Source organism: Actinomadura coerulea, assembly GCF_014208105.1.
In the GTDB taxonomy this organism is placed as follows: domain Bacteria; phylum Actinomycetota; class Actinomycetes; order Streptosporangiales; family Streptosporangiaceae; genus Spirillospora; species Spirillospora coerulea.
Map to the genome: position 1 here is coordinate 2,240,686 of NZ_JACHMQ010000001.1, position 16,720 is coordinate 2,257,405.

General features: G+C 74.9%; 17 protein-coding genes. 7 read left to right on the plus strand and 10 right to left on the minus strand.

Translation table 11 applies throughout. From position 1 onward, the window contains the following. The first annotated feature begins 70 nt into the window (after positions 1 to 70). Both BKA00_RS10390 and BKA00_RS10395 read left to right on the plus strand, forming a co-directional pair. On the plus strand, positions 71 to 532 hold the full coding sequence (locus BKA00_RS10390) for a universal stress protein (protein WP_185024709.1): 462 nt from the start codon (positions 71 to 73) through the stop codon (positions 530 to 532). Between the two features lie 203 nt (positions 533 to 735). After that, a complete protein-coding gene (locus BKA00_RS10395; RefSeq protein WP_185024710.1) occupies positions 736 to 1,578 on the plus strand; it encodes a PAC2 family protein in 843 nt (280 codons plus the stop codon). Positions 1,579 to 1,732: 154 nt separating this feature from the next. Here the strand turns inward: BKA00_RS10395 and mshC are convergent, their stop codons facing one another. The 7 genes from mshC to BKA00_RS10430 all read right to left on the minus strand — a co-directional run bounded on the left by mshC (position 1,733) and on the right by BKA00_RS10430 (position 8,045). After that, positions 1,733 to 2,962 (minus strand): cysteine--1-D-myo-inosityl 2-amino-2-deoxy-alpha-D-glucopyranoside ligase, encoded by a 1,230-nt coding sequence (gene mshC / locus BKA00_RS10400; protein ID WP_185024711.1) that lies wholly within the window; start codon positions 2,960 to 2,962, stop codon positions 1,733 to 1,735. Between the two features lie 77 nt (positions 2,963 to 3,039). Further along, positions 3,040 to 3,984: an ABC transporter permease gene (locus BKA00_RS40370; protein WP_185024712.1), complete on the minus strand. Its 945-nt coding sequence runs from the start codon at positions 3,982 to 3,984 to the stop codon at positions 3,040 to 3,042. 5 nt (positions 3,985 to 3,989) lie between these two features. Next, on the minus strand, positions 3,990 to 4,958 hold the full coding sequence (locus BKA00_RS10410) for an ABC transporter permease (RefSeq protein ID WP_185024713.1): 969 nt from the start codon (positions 4,956 to 4,958) through the stop codon (positions 3,990 to 3,992). Between the two features lie 159 nt (positions 4,959 to 5,117). Continuing rightward, entirely contained in the window at positions 5,118 to 5,882 is a 765-nt protein-coding gene (locus BKA00_RS10415; protein WP_185024714.1) for an NRDE family protein, read from the minus strand. Between the two features lie 48 nt (positions 5,883 to 5,930). Beyond that, the gene (locus BKA00_RS10420; RefSeq protein WP_185024715.1) at positions 5,931 to 6,719 is read right to left on the minus strand and encodes an SCO1664 family protein; all 789 of its coding nucleotides are present in this window, start codon (positions 6,717 to 6,719) and stop codon (positions 5,931 to 5,933) included. Between the two features lie 53 nt (positions 6,720 to 6,772). After that, positions 6,773 to 7,321, minus strand: coding sequence for a DUF3090 domain-containing protein (locus tag BKA00_RS10425; RefSeq protein WP_185024716.1), 549 nt, complete (start codon positions 7,319 to 7,321; stop codon positions 6,773 to 6,775). Between the two features lie 10 nt (positions 7,322 to 7,331). Then, a complete protein-coding gene (locus BKA00_RS10430; RefSeq protein WP_185024717.1) occupies positions 7,332 to 8,045 on the minus strand; it encodes an MSMEG_4193 family putative phosphomutase in 714 nt (237 codons plus the stop codon). A gap of 62 nt (positions 8,046 to 8,107) precedes the next feature. Between BKA00_RS10430 and corA the strand changes: the two genes are divergently transcribed. Continuing rightward, complete coding sequence (gene corA / locus BKA00_RS10435; RefSeq protein ID WP_185024718.1) at positions 8,108 to 9,079, plus strand: magnesium/cobalt transporter CorA; 972 nt, start codon at positions 8,108 to 8,110, stop codon at positions 9,077 to 9,079. On the opposite strand, the gene BKA00_RS10440 is transcribed toward corA, so the two are convergent. Then, positions 9,080 to 9,700 (minus strand): hypothetical protein, encoded by a 621-nt coding sequence (locus BKA00_RS10440; protein ID WP_185024719.1) that lies wholly within the window; start codon positions 9,698 to 9,700, stop codon positions 9,080 to 9,082. It lies immediately after the preceding gene. Positions 9,701 to 9,831: 131 nt separating this feature from the next. On the opposite strand from BKA00_RS10440, the gene BKA00_RS10445 reads away from it, so the two are divergent. The 3 genes from BKA00_RS10445 to BKA00_RS10455 all read left to right on the plus strand — a co-directional run bounded on the left by BKA00_RS10445 (position 9,832) and on the right by BKA00_RS10455 (position 13,516). After that, positions 9,832 to 10,791 carry an aldo/keto reductase gene (locus tag BKA00_RS10445; protein ID WP_185024720.1) on the plus strand — a complete coding sequence of 320 codons (960 nt, stop codon included), beginning with the start codon at positions 9,832 to 9,834 and terminating at the stop codon, positions 10,789 to 10,791. A gap of 81 nt (positions 10,792 to 10,872) precedes the next feature. Further along, complete coding sequence (locus tag BKA00_RS10450) at positions 10,873 to 12,771, plus strand: helix-hairpin-helix domain-containing protein (RefSeq protein ID WP_230298863.1); 1,899 nt, start codon at positions 10,873 to 10,875, stop codon at positions 12,769 to 12,771. Positions 12,772 to 12,874: 103 nt separating this feature from the next. Next, positions 12,875 to 13,516, plus strand: coding sequence for a hypothetical protein (locus BKA00_RS10455; RefSeq protein ID WP_185024721.1), 642 nt, complete (start codon positions 12,875 to 12,877; stop codon positions 13,514 to 13,516). Positions 13,517 to 13,561: 45 nt separating this feature from the next. Here the strand turns inward: BKA00_RS10455 and fabI are convergent, their stop codons facing one another. Together fabI and BKA00_RS10465 are read right to left on the minus strand one after the other, a co-directional pair. Further along, complete coding sequence (gene fabI, locus BKA00_RS10460) at positions 13,562 to 14,350, minus strand: enoyl-ACP reductase FabI (protein ID WP_185024722.1); 789 nt, start codon at positions 14,348 to 14,350, stop codon at positions 13,562 to 13,564. Between the two features lie 5 nt (positions 14,351 to 14,355). Further along, positions 14,356 to 15,060 (minus strand): beta-ketoacyl-ACP reductase, encoded by a 705-nt coding sequence (locus tag BKA00_RS10465; protein WP_185024723.1) that lies wholly within the window; start codon positions 15,058 to 15,060, stop codon positions 14,356 to 14,358. A gap of 159 nt (positions 15,061 to 15,219) precedes the next feature. Here BKA00_RS10465 and BKA00_RS10470 point away from each other — a divergent pair, with 159 nt between their 5' ends. After that, positions 15,220 to 16,719 carry a TldD/PmbA family protein gene (locus BKA00_RS10470; RefSeq protein WP_185024724.1) on the plus strand — a complete coding sequence of 500 codons (1,500 nt, stop codon included), beginning with the start codon at positions 15,220 to 15,222 and terminating at the stop codon, positions 16,717 to 16,719. The last annotated feature ends 1 nt before the right edge of the window (position 16,720 follow it).

Consider the following 16,720-nt stretch of genomic DNA (forward strand, 5'->3'; position numbering starts at 1 on the left):
GAGACGGTGACGGATGGGACATCGGACCGATACCGTGCCAGCAGTTGACTACCAACGGGTAAGGAACGTCATGAGCGCGTACCGCACCATCCTCGTCGGCACCGACGGCTCCGACTCCTCGTTCCGCGCGGTCGACAGGGCCGCCCAGCTGGCCGCCGCCACGGGCGCCACCCTCCTGCTCGCCTCCGCCTACAGCCCGATGCCCGAGCGCGAGCGCGCGAGCGCCGCCGACCGGCTCGGCGACCTGGCCTACAAGGTGCAGGGCTCCACGCCCGCCGACGACGCGCTGCGGGCCGCGCGGGAGCGGGCCGTCGCCGCCGGCGCCACCGCCATCGAGCAGGAGGCCGTCGAGGGCGACGCCGTGGACGTGCTGTCGAAGCTGGCCAGGGAGCGCCCCGTGGACCTCATGGTCATCGGCAACCGGGGGCTCAACAGCCTCGCGGGCCGCATCCTCGGCTCCGTGCCGGCGAACCTGTCGCACCGCGCCCCCTGCGACGTGCTCATCGTGCACACCACTCCGCGCGGCAAGTGACGCCGGTCCCCCCGCGCCGGTGACCCGATCGTGACCCGGTTCCGCCGCGGGCGTACAGGGCGGGGTCTGGCTTCCGGAGGGGTGGGGTACGTCACCGTCAGGACGTAGGCTGACAGCCACCGATCATGAGCGGGGCCCCCGACCCCCGGGAATGACGGCCCCCGTCGGTGACGCTGTACCTGGGCGTCGAAAGGAGGCAGCGCGTGGTCGAGCTCGAAAGCGTGCCGGAACTCGTCGATCCGGTGCTCGTGGCCGCCTTTGAGGGGTGGAACGACGCCGGGGAGGCCGCCAGCGGGGTGATCGCGCATCTGGAGTCGAGCTGGGAGGCGGTGCCCATCGCCGAGCTCGATCCGGACGACTACTACGACTTCCAGGTCACCCGCCCCATCGTCGAGATGGCCGACGGCGAGACCCGCGGCATCACCTGGCCGACGACCCGCGTGTCGTGGGCGCGGCTCCCGAACGGCAAGGACGTCGTGCTGCTGCACGGGATCGAGCCCAACATGCGGTGGCGGTCGTTCTGCCGCGAGCTCGTCGGTCTGATGCTGGAGCTGGAGATCCGCAACGTCGTGCTGCTCGGCGCGCTGCTCGCCGACGCCCCCCACACCCGGCCGGTGCCGGTCACCGGCGCCGCGTCCGAGGCCGGCCTGGTCAACACCCTGAACCTGGAGCCGGCCCGCTACGAGGGCCCGACCGGCATCCTCGGCGTGCTCCAGGACGCCTGCGCCAAGGCCGACCTCGACACCGTGTCGCTGTGGGCGGCCGTCCCGCACTACGTCGCCCAGCCGCCCTCCCCCAAGGCGACCCTCGCGCTGCTGCGCCGCGTCGAGGACCTCCTCGACGTCACCGTCCCGCTCGGCGAGCTGCCCGAGGAGGCCCGCGCCTGGGAGCACGGCGTCAACGAGCTCGCCGAGGAGGACTCGGAGGTCGCCGAGTACGTCCGCACCCTGGAGGAGCAGAAGGACGCCACGGAGCTGCCCGAGGCGAGCGGCGACGCCATCGCCCGGGAGTTCGAGCGCTACCTGCGCCGCCGCGACCCGGGCTGATCGCGGCGGCGGGGCGCGCGCGGGCCGCCCGTGTGCCCGGCGGCGGCGTGCGCGTGCCCGCCGGGTGCGTTGACCACGCTGTCCTCCACCGGCGCGGGCCGGTGAGCCCGCCGCGGCAGGCCCGCCGGCGCGGGGAGGAGCCAGGGGGCTCCGGTCAGAGCGCGATGCCGAGGAGGGCGTCGACGACGGCGGCGGCCTGGGCCGGCGCGGCCTCGTCGGCGCCGTCGGCGGAGGCCCAGTCGTCCACGGCCGCCAGCGCGGCCGGGGCGTCCAGGTCGTCGGCCAGGGCGGCGCGGACCGCGGCGGCCAGCGGGGCCGCGGGCGGGCCGGACGGGCGGGCCGCGGCGGCGCGCCAGCGGCCGAGCCGGGCGGCCGCCTCGCCGAGGGCGTCCGGGGTCCACTCCCAGTCGGAGCGGTAGTGGTGGGCCAGCAGCGCCGCGCGGATCGCCATCGGGTCGGCGCCGGACTCCCGCAGCCTCGACACGAACACGAGGTTCCCGCGCGACTTGGACATCTTCTCGCCGTCCAGCCCGACCATGCCGGCGTGCACGTAGGCGCGGGCGTGCGGCCGCTCCCCCGTGGCGACCTGCGCGTGCGAGGCGCCCATCTCGTGGTGCGGGAAGGCCAGGTCCGAGCCGCCGCCCTCGACGTCGAACGCCATGCCGAGGTACTCGATGGAGATCGCCGAGCACTCCACGTGCCAGCCGGGGCGGCCCTCTCCGAACGGCGAGTCCCAGCCGGGCTCGCCGGGCCGCCGCGCCATCCACAGCAGCGCGTCGAGGGGGTCGCGCTTGCCGGGCCGGTCCGGATCGCCGCCGCGCTCGGCGAACAGCGGCGCCATCTCCTCCCGGGTGAGCCGGCTGACCTGGCCGAACGCCGGGTCTGAGGCGATGGGGAAGTAGACGTCGCCGTCCACCTCGTAGGCGGCGTCCCGGCCGCGCAGCTTCTCGATCATCTCGATGATCAGCGGGATCGACTCGACCGCGCCGACGTAGCGGTCGGGCGGCAGGACGCGCAGCGCGGTCATGTCGTCGCGGAAGAGCTGGATCTCCCGGTCGGCGAGCTCGCGCCAGTCCTCCCCGGTCTGCCGGGCACGTTCCAGAAGCGGGTCGTCGACGTCGGTGGCGTTCTGGACGTAGTGGACCCGGTGGCCGAGGTCCCGCCACACCCGGTTGACGAGGTCGAAGGCCAGGTAGGTGCTGGCGTGGCCGAGGTGCGTCGCGTCGTAGGGGGTGATCCCGCACACGTACATCCGGGCGGTGTCGCCGGGGGACGTGGGGCGCGTCGTCCCGGTGCCGGTGTCGTGCAGGCTGAGGGGCCGGGTCGCGGCGGGCAGTCCCGCGTCGGAGAGGCTGGGGACTTCGGAGGCGGGCCACGATCGCATACGGAAAGCTTATCCATGCGTACTTCGCGGCATGAATCCGAGATCACGGCTTCCGCCGGACGGCTCCCCCGGCGCCCTCAGCGGAGCCGGACGCGCGGGTCCAGCACCGAGTAGCCGATGTCGACCAGCAGGTTCGCGACCACGACGAACGACGTCACGAGCATCGTCACGCCGATGACGACCGGGGTGTCGCCGAGCGTGATGGACTGGTAGACCAGCTGCCCCACGCCCTGCAGCCCGAACACCTTCTCGGTGACGATCGTGGAGCCGATCAGCGCGCCGAGGTCGATGCCGAGCTGGGTGACGACGGGGGCCAGCGCCGTCCGCAGGGCGTGCCGGCCGACGACGCGGCGTTCGGGCAGGCCCTTGGCCCGCGCCGTCCGCACGTAGTCCTCGCCGAGCACGTCCAGCATCGCCCCGCGGGTGAGGCGCGTGTAGGTGGCGATCATGAGGAACGCCAGCGCGATCCACGGCAGGACCATCCGGCGCAGGAAGTGCTCCTGCAGCGGGGGGCCCGCCTCGAACAGGTGGACGGCCCCCCCGCCGAGCCCGGCGGAGAACACGTGCAGCAGCGCCAGCGCCATCACGAACGGCGGGGTGGACAGGCCGACCAGGACGAACACGGTCGCGGCCCGGTCGGCCGGGCCGCGCGGCCTCGCCGCGCCGAGGACGCCGAGCAGCACGCCGCCGGTGAACCACAGGACGGCGGCGCCCGCCACCAGGCACAGCGTCGTGGGGAGGCGCTGGCCGATCAGGGTGGTGACCGGCGTGTCGTTGATGTAGGAGTCGCCGAGGTCGCCGCGCAGCAGCCGCCCGGCGAACCGCCAGTACTGGACGAGGACGGGGCGGTCCAGCCCGAGGTTGCGGCGGATCTGGCCGAGGGTGTCGGCGGTGGCGCGGGGCCCGCCGATGATGCGCTCCACCGGGACCGGCGAGACGTGCAGGAAGACGAAGACCAGCGTGGCCGCCAGCCACAGCACCACGGCCGCGTAGAGCAGGCGGCGGAGGACGAACCGCGCCACGCGCCTCACCGCCCCCCGGACGCGCGGTCGCCGCGCGGGCCGAAGGCGTCGCGGATGCCCTCACCGAGCAGGTTGAACGCCAGCGTCGTCGCCAGCAGCAGGAGGCCCGGGACGGCCAGCAGCCACCAGGCGGTCCGGAACACGTCGCCGCCCTCGCCGAGCATCGACCCCCAGCTCGGCATCGGCGGGCGCACCCCGACGCCGAGGAACGACAGCGTCGCCTCGAACACGATCGAGGCCGGGACCAGCAGCGAGGTCAGCACGGTGACGTGCGCGGACAGGTTCGGCAGGACCTCGCCGAACATGATCCGTGCGTCGGAGGCGCCGAGGGCGCGGGCCGCCTCGATGAACTCCCGCCCCCTCAGCATGATCACCTGGCCGCGGACGACGCGGGCGACCGCGGCGAACGAGAAGAACGCGACGATCAGGATCGTCATCGTCAGGCTGGCGGCGGCCGAGGTGATCTGGAACGTGGTCGCCAGCACGATGGCCACCAGCAGGTACGGCAGGGCGAGCATCATGTCCATGAGCCGGGCGAGCAGCGCGTCGAGGGCGCCGCCCGCGAACCCGGCGAGCGTCCCGACCGCGGTCCCGGCGGCGGAGGCGAGCAGGGCCGCGAGGATCCCGACGGCCAGGGAGATCCGCGCCCCGTAGGCGGCGCGGACGAGCACGTCGCGGCCGAGCTGGTCGGCGCCGAGCGGGAACCGCGCGCCCGGCCCGCGCGGCTGCCCTCCGGCGTCCAGGCCGGTGCCGGGGAAGGTCGCGTCGTAGGGGTGGCCGGTCAGGTGCGCCCACAGCGGCGCCAGCGCCGCGAACGCCAGGATCAGCGCGAGGACGGCGAGCGCCGCGACCGCGAGCCGGTCGCGGCGGAACCGGGTCCAGGCGAGCTGGCAGGGGGTGCGGCCCTCCACGGGCAGGGCCTCGTCCGGCGCCGTCCGCGGCCTGCGGGTCTCGACCTCGGCGTAGCTGCTCATCGCGCCGCCGCGCGTGCCACCGCTGCCATCCGCACTCCCCGTCTGCCGATGACCCTTCGCGGGCGGCCCCGCCCCGACGAAGATCGCATTAGGTAGTCAAACTAGCACCGAGCGTCATCTTCCGCAGCCGGAGCCGGCAAGTGGGAGGGACGGCGTCCGTCAGCGCACGCGGGTCCAGGCGCCCGGGTCCCCCGGGACGGCGGAGAAGTCGTACCGGACGCCGGTCCGGCCGAGGGCGACGAGACTGACGGAGGTGGTGCCCCAGACGCGGCCGTCGCCCAGGTCCAGCAGGGGGAGCAGGGCGCGGTGGTCGGCGCGGGGCAGGCCGCCGCCGTCCACCAGCGGCAGCCACGCGCCCCACGCCCGCTCCACCGGGTCCTCGGAGCGCGGACCGGGGCGCGGCGCGGCGGCCAGAAGCGGACGGAAGTGCGCGAGCCGCGCCGCCATGTAGGCGTCCTCGGTCTCGCCCTCCGGCTGGTCCCGCCCCTCCAGCCCGCTGTTGACGATCATGTGCAGGCCGGGGCCGAGCACGCGCTCGGTCAGGGCCGCGCCGTCCCAGCTCCACAGCCGCACCCGGTCGGGCTCCGCGCCGACGAGGTGGAACGGGTCGAACGCGGCGAGGCCGGGCCGGCCGAGCCCGCCGCCGGCGGCGACCCGCAGCGGCAGTTCCCCGCGCGAGGCGCGGCCCGCCTCGGGCGCCATCGCGCCGCGGCCGTTCAGCACGACGGCGGCCCGGGGGGCGGCGGGGTCCACCGCGAGCCAGGTGCCTCCGGCGCGCAGGTCGCGGCCGCCGACGAGGCCGGGGCGGTCCGGCCAGTGCCGGCCGGGGGGCTCCCACGCGCGGGCGGTGAACTCGTCGCGCACGCCCGCGAGGAGCACCGGGACCGGGGAGGTCGGGTCGACACTGATGATCGCCGTGCACATGCCCCAATTGGAGCATTCCCCCGTTATGCCGTATCCGGCGGGGGCGGGCTACAGCGGCGGCCAGGGGATGGCGGGCCAGTCCTCGGGCGGGTAGGGGTGGATGCGGTGCTTGAGCATCAGCTCGACGCGGCGCCGGGTGGCGTCGACCTCCTCGGCGGTGAGCAGCTCGGCGAGCCGCGCGCCGAGGGCGCCGCGCAGGCCCGCCTCGACCCGGCCGAGCGCCTCGACGGCCTCGGCGGTGAGGGGCTTGCCGCGCCACTGCCACAGGACGGTGCGCAGCTTGTACTCGACGGAGAAGCAGACGCCGTGGTCGCAGCCGTAGACGTGGCCGTCGCCGGGCGGCAGCAGGTGGCCGATCTTGCGGTCGGCGTTGTTGACGACGGCGTCGAAGACGGCCATCCGGCGGACGGCCTCGTCGTCGGAGCGCGACAGGCCGACCAGGTCGACTTCGGGGTCGGGCTCCACCCACAGCTGCACCATGCCGGGCCCGTAGGGGCCGTCGCGGTGGACGGTCGGCGGGACGGTCTCCAGGCCCATCGCCTTGGAGACCTCGTAGGCGGCGACCTCCCGCTCGGCGAGGGTCCCGTCGGGGAAGTCCCACAGGGGCCGCTCCCCCGCGACCGGCTTGTAGACGCAGTTGGCCGACACCCCGTCGTGCTCGATCGCGCAGTAGAGGGTGGCGTTGGACGCCTGGACGAGCCGGCCCTCCACGGCGAGGCGGCCGGCCGACAGCAGCCGTTCGGCGGCGGCCGCGTCGCGCGGGGACACCTCGCGCCCGGCCTCGCCCTGCCCGCCCGCGTCGCCGGCGGGGGCCCGGCCCCGGGAGGACTGCGTCATGCGTTCATTCTCCCGGCCACGTCGTCCATGATCCAGCACAGCGGGGTGTCATCTCAGCCGAGGTATCCGTTCTGGCGGGGGCACACGTGCCCCTCGCTGTCGAGCGGCAGGCCGCACAGCGGGCACGGCGGCCGTCCCGCCGCGACGACCTTCAGGGCGCGCTCGGCGAACGCGCGGGCCTGCGCCGCGCTGATCCGCACGCGCAGCACCGCGACGGCGGGGTCGTCCACGCCGACCTCGGGCTCGTCGTCGGACTCGGTCGCCTCCTGGGCCTCGATGACCACCTGCTCGTCGGCCGGGTCCCAGGCGAGCGCCATCGTGCCGACCTTGAACTCCTCCTCGACGGGCTGGTCGAGGGGCCCGTCGTCCTTGAGCTCGGACGGGGCGGCCGCGGGCACCTCGGCGTCCCCGCCGCCGCGCCGCAGGACCTCGTCCAGCAGCTCCTCCAGCCGCTCGGCCAGCAGCGTCACCTGGAACTTCTCCAGGCCCACGCTGGTGACGCGGCGGCCGGAGCGCGCCTGCAGGTAGAACGCGCGGTCGCCGGGGCGCCCGACGGCGCCGGCGACGAAGCGCTCCGGCGGATCGTAGGAGATGACGGGCATGACAATGACCCTACGCGCCGCCGCCCACGACCGCGTCACTCGACCCGAGTCCGTCTTTCCCGGAACGTTCCTCCGGCGGTTCCGGGATCAGCCCGGCGACATCGCCTCCGGTGTCGTTGAGCCGGACGACGAACGGACGCGTCTCGGTGTAGCGGATCACGGTGAGCGACGCCGGGTCGGCCTGGATGCGCTGGAACTGGTCCAGGTGCAGGCCGAGGGCGTCGGCGACGATCGACTTGATGATGTCGCCGTGGCTGCACACCGCGTAGAGCGCGCCGGGCCCGCGGGCGGCGGCGATCCGCTCGTTCCAGTCGCGGACGGCGGCGACCGCGCGGTGCTGCGCGTCCGCCAGGGCCTCCCCCTCCTCCCCGGGGAACCGGGCGGCGCTCGGATGGGCCTGCACGACGCGCCAGAGCGGCTCCTCGGCCAGCTCCTTGAGGGGGCGGCCCGTCCAGTCGCCGTAGCGGACCTCGCCGAACCGGTCGTCGGTCCCGACCTTCTCGACCGGCTCGGCGCGCCCCGCGGCGACGGCCTCGGCGGTCTCGACGCAGCGTTCGAGCGGGCTGGACACGACGGCGGCGAGCGGCAGGGGCGCCAGACGGGCGGCGAGCGCCGCCGCCTGCGCGCGGCCGCGCTCGTCCAGGCGCACCCCGGGCGTCCATCCGGCCAGCACGGGGCCGGTCATAGCGGTCAGGCCATGCCGAACCAGCAGAAGCGTCGTCACACCGGCCACTCTAGGAGATCAATCGGGCATCCCGACGCCCCGGATGCGCGACAATGCGTGGTGTGATCGTCGACAAGGCCATCTACGCCGGCGGGAAGCGCCGCGACATCGAGGGCGACATCAGCGACGCCTTCGACCTCGCCCGCGAGGACGGCGAGTGCTTCCTGTGGATCGGCCTCTTCGAGCCCGACGAGGACGAGTTCGAGCTCGTCAAGGACGAGCTGAACCTGCACCCCCTGGCGGCCGAGGACGCGGTGTCCGCGCACCAGCGGCCCAAGATGGAGCGCTACGACGACACGCTGTTCGTGGTGCTGAAGACGCTCGCCTACGTCGACAAGACCTCCGACATCGAGGTCGGCGAGATCATGGTCTTCCTCGGCCGGGACTTCGTGGTCACCGTCCGGCACGGCGCCGGGAACCCGCTCGGGCCGGTCCGCAAGCGGCTGGAGGACAACCCCGAGCTGCTCGGGCACGGCGCCACCGCGGTCCTGTACGCGGTGTGCGACGAGGTCGTCGACCGGTACGGCGTCGTCGCCCACGAGGTCGAGGTCGACATCATCGGGCTGGAGCGGGCCGTGTTCGACCCGAACGCCCGGGACGTCACCGCCGACATCTACTCGCTCAAGCGGGAGGTGCTGGAGTTCCGCAGCGCCGAGGACCCGCTCGTGCCCGTGCTCCAGGAGATCGTGAAGGGCCGCGTCGCCGAGTGCGGCTCCACCCGCGAGTACTTCCGCGACGTCCTGGACCACCTGCTGCGCGTCGACGGCCAGGTCGACGCGCACAACGAGCTGCTCAACAGCGTGCTGACCGCGCACCTGGCCCTGCTCGGCAAGCGGCAGAACGAGGACATGCGCAAGATCTCGGCGTGGGCCGCGATCATCGCCGTGCCCACCGCGATCGCCGGGATCTACGGGATGAACTTCGACCACATGCCCGAGCTGCACTGGACCATCGGGTACCCGCTGGTCATCGCGGTGATGGCCGTCGTCTGCGTGGTCCTGTTCCGCCGCCTGCGCAAGAGCGGCTGGCTCTAGCTAGGCGCCGGAGTCGCGGGGGAACGCGGGCCCGGCCAGGAGCACCGCCCACAGGTGCGACTCGGCGTCCCCCGACTCCAGGCGGCGGCGGATCCGCTCCACGCCGGAGCGCGTGGGCAGCGCCAGCCAGACCAGCAGGGGGTAGCCGAGAACGAACCCCGCGACGAAGACCAGCTCGCTGTGGGCGACCATCGCCAGCGGGAGTCCCAGCAGGATCACGCCCTCGGCCAGCGCGAACCGCAGCAGGACCGCCTGCCGGAACATCATCAGCGCGGTCCGCGCCGCCGCGGCCGGCTCGGCGCCCGGAACCATCGGGCGCGGGACGCGGGGACCCGCGAGCAGGGCGGGCAGCGCGGCGGCCGCGAGCGGCAGGTAGACCCACGCCGGCCCGTCCCCGCGGCCGTCCTCGACGATCAGCGGCATGATCGCCAGGATCAGGACGGGGGCGGCCAGCAGCGCCAGCATCATCAGGCGCGTCCGGCCGAGCTCGGTGCCGCCGCGCAGCGAGGCGAGGTAGCCGGGGTCGTCGCCGGGGCCGGCGCCGAACACCGGCGCCACGTGCGGCCCGCCGTCGCCCTCCGGCGTCTTCGGCGAGTACATCGAGAACGGGGGTGGCGCCATGGCTGCGAACTCTAGCCCGGCGGCGCCCGGCCGCAATAGATCCTCACCAGGTTCTTCACGGCGCGCGCCCGCCCGCCGGAGCGGCCGCTCGCTTTCCGCACGCCTCGCCCGGACCGCTAGATTGGCCGCCTATGAAGGAGCGTCACCTCGGGCGGAGCGGGCTGCTGGTGTCCCGGCTGGGACTCGGCACCATGACCTGGGGCCAGGACACCGCCCCGGACGAGGCGGCCGCGCAGCTCATCGCCTTCGTCGAGGCCGGGGGCACCCTGGTCGACACCGCCGACGTCTACAGCGACGGCGACAGCGAGCGCATCCTCGGCCACCTGCTGCGCGAGACGGTCGACCGCGACGACCTCGTCGTCGCGACCAAGGCCGCGATCCGGCCGAACGGGCGCTACGACGGCTCGCGCCGGCACCTGCTGCACGCCCTCGACGCCTCCCTCGACCGCATGGACCTCGACCACGTCGACCTGTGGCAGCTGCACGTCTACGACCCGAACACGCCGCTGGAGGAGACGCTCTCGGCGCTGGACGAGGCGGTCTCCTCGGGCCGTGCCCGGTACGTCGGGGTCTCCAACTACGCGGGGTGGCAGGTCTCCAAGGCCGCCGCCTGGCAGCGGGCCTGGCCGGGCCGCGCGCCGGTCGTGTCGGCGCAGCTGGAGTACTCGCTGCTGCGCCGCGACATCGAGCGGGAGGTCGTGCCCGCCGCGCTGGACGCCGGGGCGGGGCTGCTGCCGTGGTCGCCGCTCGGCCGCGGCGTGCTCACCGGCAAGTACCGCACCGGCATCCCCGCCGGGTCGCGCGCCGCGGCGCCGCACTTCGCCGACTTCGTCCAGCCGTACCTGGACGAGGAGTGCGCCCGCATCGTGGAGTCGGTGGTGACCGCCGCCGAGGGCCTCGGGTGCTCCCCGCTCGCCGTCGCGCTCGCGTGGGTCCGCGACCGGGAGGGCGTCGCCGCGCCGATCGTCGGCGCGCGGACCGCGGCGCAGCTCGGCGCGATCCTGGAGAGCGAGGAGGTCACGCTGCCGCACGAGATCCGCGGCGCGCTGGACGACGTCTCCGACCTCTCCGACACGACCTCCCACCCGTGATTCGTCCGTGAACCCCGGGGCCGTCCGTGGCACGCTCTGGACGGTCCACCGCCAACCGAGATCAGCCGTGACGGGAAGCCCGTGACCGACACCCCTGACCACACCCCCACCCCCGCCGAGCGCAAGGCGCGCGCCGAGGCGGCCATGCGCGCGGCCGAGGCCGCCGCCGGCGCGCTCGACGGGCGGGACGCCCCCGGGCCCGCGCCGGAGCCCGCGCCGCCGCCCGAGCCCGCCGGCGGCCCGGAGGAGGGCCCGCGCGCCCTCGGCGGGCTGTTCGCCGAGACGGGCGTGCCCGCCGCGCTCGCCCCCCGCGCCGCGGCGCGGCTCGGGCCGGGCGCCGCCGGGCGGCTGCGCGAGGACCCGTGGCGCCTGCTGAGCGTCCCCGGCGTCCGGCCCGGTCAGGCCGACCACTTCGCCCGCGCCCTGCTCGGCGAGGACGCCCGCGCCGGCGATCCCCGCCGCGGCGGGGCCCTCGTCCTGCACCTGCTGACGGAGGCGGCCCGCCAGGGCCACACGGTCACGCCCGCCGCCGAGGTGCTGTCCGCGCTGGAGCGCCTGGGCTTCCCCGACCCGCGGGGCGCCGTCGACGCGGCGCTGGACGAGGCGGAGGTCCTGTCGCTCACCGAGGAGCCCGAGTTCGACGAGGAGGCCTTCGAGGAGGGCGCCGAGCCGCCGGAGCCGGAGGAGACGCTCGGCCCGGCGCGGTGGGCGCTCGCGGAGGAGGCGGCCGCCGAGGGGTTCCAGCGCCTGACGCTCACCGCCGCGCCGCTGCTGGACGACGCGGCCCTGAAGGGCCTGCGCGACGGGCTCCCCGAGGACCGCTCCCTGGCCCTCACCGCCGCGCTGCGCACGGGCGTGAGCATCCTGTGCGGCGCGCCGGACGGCCTCGCGCGCACGATCGCCGGGATCGCCTCGGCCGCGGCCTCGCAGGGCCTGCGGACGGCCGTGGCGGCGCCCACCGACCGCGCCGCCGCCGATCTCGCGGCCGCCGTCCCCGGCGGGGCGGCGGAGGGCGTCGCGGTCACCAGCCTGCACCGGCTGCTGGAGCCGCTCGAGGACACCTCGGCCGCGCCCGGCGCCGTCGTCTACGGGCGCGGCGAGCAGCGGCCCTTCGACCTCGACCTGCTCATCGTGGCGGACGCCGCGGCGCTCGACGTCGAGCTGTGCGCGGTGCTGGCCGAGGCGTGCCCCGACGGCGCGCACCTCGTGCTGTGCCGCGAGCCCGGCGCCCCGCCGCCCGCCGGGCCGGGCCGGCCGCTGCACGACCTGGAGGCCTCGGAGACCGTGCCCGTGGTGGCGCTGGACCCCGAGCCGCCGTCCGGTCCGCTCGGCGTTCTGACCGAGGCGGTGCGCGGCGGAGAGCTGACGGCCGTGGACGCCCCCGGCCGCGAGGTCGTCATCGTGCCCGCCGAGGACGCCGGCGAGGCGGTGCACCGCGCCGTCCAGCTCGTCACCGACTCGATCCCCCGTGCGCTCGGGATCCCCGTCGAGGACGTCCAGGTCGTCGCCCCGGCGGCGGGCGGCGACGCGGGCGCGGGCGCCCTCAACGCCGCGCTCAAGGCCCGGCTGAACCCCGGCCCCGGCGCGTTCGGCGGCATGGACCCCGGCGACCGCGTCGTCGTCGCGGCGCCGCTCCCGCAGGCGCCGCTCGGCGAGACGGGCGTGGTGACCGGTGGCGGCCCGCACGGGCTGGAGGTCGGCTTCCCGGGCGGCGCGGCGGTCGTCGCCCCGGCGGACGCGTCGCGGCTGCGGCACGGCTGGGCGGTTCCCGTGGCGCTCGCGCGCGGAACGCGGCGGCCCGCCGTGGTGGCGGTCCTGGGCGCGGACGGCCTGTCACGGCCGCTGGTGGCCACCGCGTTCGGCCTCGCGCGCCGCCACCTGTCCGTCGTGCAGGCGGCCGGGCCGGCGCTGGCCAGGGCCGTCCGCGAGGACGGGGCCCCCGCGCGGCGCACCAGGCTCGCGCGTCTGGTGGCCCAGTGAGGTACTGATGGGTAAAGAAACCCCCGTGTCGCGGTTTACGGACGACCCCGTATGGGACACGATGTCAACAAGGGTCAGGCACGGCATCGGGTGGAGGAGCGACATGCCCCAGCGGCTCAGGCGGCTCGGAACGACGTCGGCGGCGGTCTCGGCGGGGGCGCTCGTCCTGGTCCTCGCCGCCCCGGCGGCCGAGGCGGCGGAGACGTGCAGGAAGGGCGTCGACCCCGAGAGCACGGTCGAGAACTGGAAGTGCAACCTCGGCAACCTGCGCGAGGCGCTCACCCCGAAGACCCCCGCGCCGACGCCCGCGCCGACCAAGCCCGTGAAGACCGTCCCCGAGAAGACCACGAAGAAGACGAGGACGCCGGCCAAGGCGCCCGCCAGGGCCCCGCGCAAGACCTCCTCGGCGCCGAGCGGCGGCCGGGCGGCGGCGCCCGGCCCGGCCCCCATGACGGGGCCGGGCGGTCTCAAGCCGTACTCCGGCCAGGCGCCCGCGACCGGGGCGGGGCTCCCCGGCGTCCTGCCCACCCCTCAGATCGCGGCCGACCCGAACGCCTACCGGAACGCCTCCGGCGGGACGGCCGCGATGCCGCAGACCCGCCTCATCTCGCCCGTCGCCGCCACCGGCCAGGACGACGGCCAGATGATGCTGGTCGCCGCCGCGGCCGGGGCCGCCGGGGCGGTGGGCGCGCTCAACATCAGCGTCGCGGGCCGCGCCCTCCGGCGCCGGCGCGAGGCCCGCTGAGCACGGGAGCGCGGCCGCGCCGGAACCCGGCGCGGCCGGCGGAGGTCACGCGGACGGGCCGCCGATGGAGTGCAGGCCGCCGTCGACGTGGACGATCTCGCCCGTCGTCGCGGGGAACCAGTCCGACAGCAGGGCCGCGCAGGCGCGGGCGGTGGGCTCGCTGTCCTTGATGTCCCAGCCGAGGGGGGCCACCTTCGGCCACATGTCGGTCATGCCCTCGAAGCCGGGGATGCTCTTGGCCGCCATCGTCGCGAGCGGGCCCGCGGCGACGAGGTTCACCCGGATGCCCTGCGGGCCGAGGTACTTGGCCAGGTAGCGGGCGCACGACTCCAGGCCCGCCTTCGCCACGCCCATCCAGTCGTACACGGGCCACGCCTTGGTGGCGTCGAAGTCGAGGCCGACGACCGAGCCGCCGTCCTTCATCAGCGGCAGGCACGCCATCGTCAGCGACTTCAGCGAGTACGCGGAGGCGTGTACCGCGATGGCGACGTCCTCCCACGGCGTCTCGAGGAAGTTGCCGCCGAGCGCGCTCTGCGGCGCGAAGCCGATCGCGTGGACCACGCCGTCGAGGTGGTCGAAGCCGCTGTCGCGCAGGTTCCCGGCGAGGGCGTCCAGTTGGTCGGCGTCGGTCACGTCGAGTTCCAGCACCGGCGGCGGGTTGTCGGGGCCGGACGGCAGCCGCTTGGCGGTCCGCTGCGTGAGGGTCGGACGCGGGTAGGCGGTCAGCACCACCTCGGCGCCCTGCTCCTGCGCGATCCGCGCGACGTGGAAGCCGATGGAGGCGTCGGTGAGGACGCCGGTGACCAGGATGCGCTTGCCTTCGAGGATTCCCATGACTGTCAGTGCCCCATTCCCAGGCCGCCGTCGACCGGGATCACGGCCCCGGTGATGTAGGCGGCGTCCTCACTGGCCACGAACCGCACGGCCTTGGCGATCTCCTCCGGCTTCGCGATGCGGCCGAGCGGCACCGCGGCGGTGATGGCCTTCTGCTGGTCCTCGGTCAGCACCGCCGTCATGTCGGTGTCGACGAACCCGGGCGCCACCACGTTGACCGTGATGCCCCGGGACCCGAGCTCGCGGGCGAGCGAGCGCGCGAACCCGACCATGCCGGCCTTGGACGCGGCGTAGTTGGACTGCCCCGGCGAGCCCAGCAGCCCCACGACCGAGGAGACCAGCACGATCCGCCCCGAGCGCTTGCGCATCATGCCCCGCACCGCGCGCTTGGCCACCCGGAACGACCCGGTCAGGTTGGTGTCCAGGACCGAGGTGAACGACTCCTCGCTCATGATCGCCAGAAGCGTGTCCTTGGTGATCCCCGCGTTGGCGACGACCACCTCGACGGGCCCCTGCTCCGCCTCCACCTTGCCGAAGGCCGCGTCGACGTCCTCGGCGCTCGTCACGTCGCACCGGACGCCGAACAGCCCCTCGGGCGGCTCTCCGGACCGGTAGGTGACCGCGACCGCGTCGCCCGCCGCGGCCAGCTCGCGGGCGATGGCGAGGCCGATGCCCCGGTTACCGCCGGTCACGAGGACAGAGCGACTCATCACGACCCTCTCGTTGTACTGCTCGTTGGCTGCTGCACGACACTAGCGGCCCGCGCGCCCGCTGCGGATGTGCCCAACCGACAAGATCCGCTCACCTCCCTTTGTTCGCACGGCGCGCGGGCCCTTGCCGGGACGGGCGCGGACGGTAGGTTGCGGAGGGTGCATGACATCGATCCCGCCTTCACCGCGCTGCCGCTTCGCGCGCTGGCCGACGCGGCGCTGTCCCGCGCCAGGGAGCTGGGCGCGCAGCACGCCGACTTCCGCCTCGAGCGCATCCGCAGCCAGACGCTCCGCCTCCACGACGCCGCCCTGGAGACCGCCCTGGACGCCGACGACGTCGGGCTGTCGGTCCGGGTCGTCAAGGACGGCACCTGGGGCTTCGCCGCCGGCATCGACCTGACGCCCGAGGGCGCCGCCCGCGTCGCCGAACGGGCGGTGGAGGTCGCCGCCGTCGCCAGGGCCGTCAACCGCGAGCCCATCGAGCTGGCGCCCGAGCCCGTCCACGGGGAGCGCACCTGGGTCTCCGCCTACGAGACCGACCCCTTCGAGGTGCCGACCGCCGACAAGGTCGCGCTGCTGGCGGGCTGGAGCCGCCTGCTGCTCGGCGACGACCGCGTCGACCACGTCGACGCGACCCTGCTGCAGGTCAAGGAGAACAAGTTCTTCGCCGACCTCGCCGGCACGGTCACCACCCAGCAGCGCGTCCGGCTGCACCCCGTCGTCAACGCCGTGGGCATCTCCGGCGGCCTGTTCGACACGATGCGCACGCTGGCGCCGCCCGCCGGATACGGGTGGGAGTGGCTGTCGGGCGAGCACTGGGACTGGGACGGGGAGCTCGCCCGCATCCCCGAGCTGCTCGCCGAGAAGCTCGCCGCGCCGTCGGTGGAGCCGGGCGTGTACGACGTCGTCGTCGACCCGTCCAACCTGTGGCTGACGATCCACGAGTCGGTCGGGCACGCGACCGAGCTGGACCGGGCGCTCGGCTACGAGGCCGCCTACGCGGGCACCTCCTTCGCCACCCCCGACAAGCTCGGGACGCTGCAGTACGGCTCCAAGGTCATGAACATCACCGGGGACCGGACGGCCGAGCACGGCCTGGCCACCATCGGCTACGACGACGAGGGCGTGCAGGCCCAGTCGTTCGACATCGTCTCCGAGGGCCTGTTCACCGGCTACCAGACCGACCGGCGCATCGCCCGCCTCACCGGCGCCGAGCGCTCCAACGGCTGCGCGTTCGCCGACTCCTCGTCCAGCATGCCGATCCAGCGGATGGCGAACGTCTCACTGCGGCCGGCCGAAGGCGGCCCGTCCACCGAGGAGCTGATCTCCGGCGTCGAGCGCGGCATCTACATCCTCGGTGACAAGAGCTGGTCGATCGACATGCAGCGCCACAACTTCCAGTTCACCGGGCAGCGGTTCTTCCGCATCGAGAACGGCCGCCTCGCCGGTCAGCTGCGCGACGTCGCCTACCAGGCGAGCACCACCGACTTCTGGAACTCGATGGAGGCCGTCGGCGGGCCGCAGACCTACGTGCTCGGCGGCGCGTTCAACTGCGGCAAGGGCCAGCCGGGGCAGGTCGCGCCGGTCAGCCACGGCTGCCCCTCGGCGCTGTTCCGGGGCGTCAACATCCTCAACGCGCTGAAGGAGGCCGGCCAGTGAG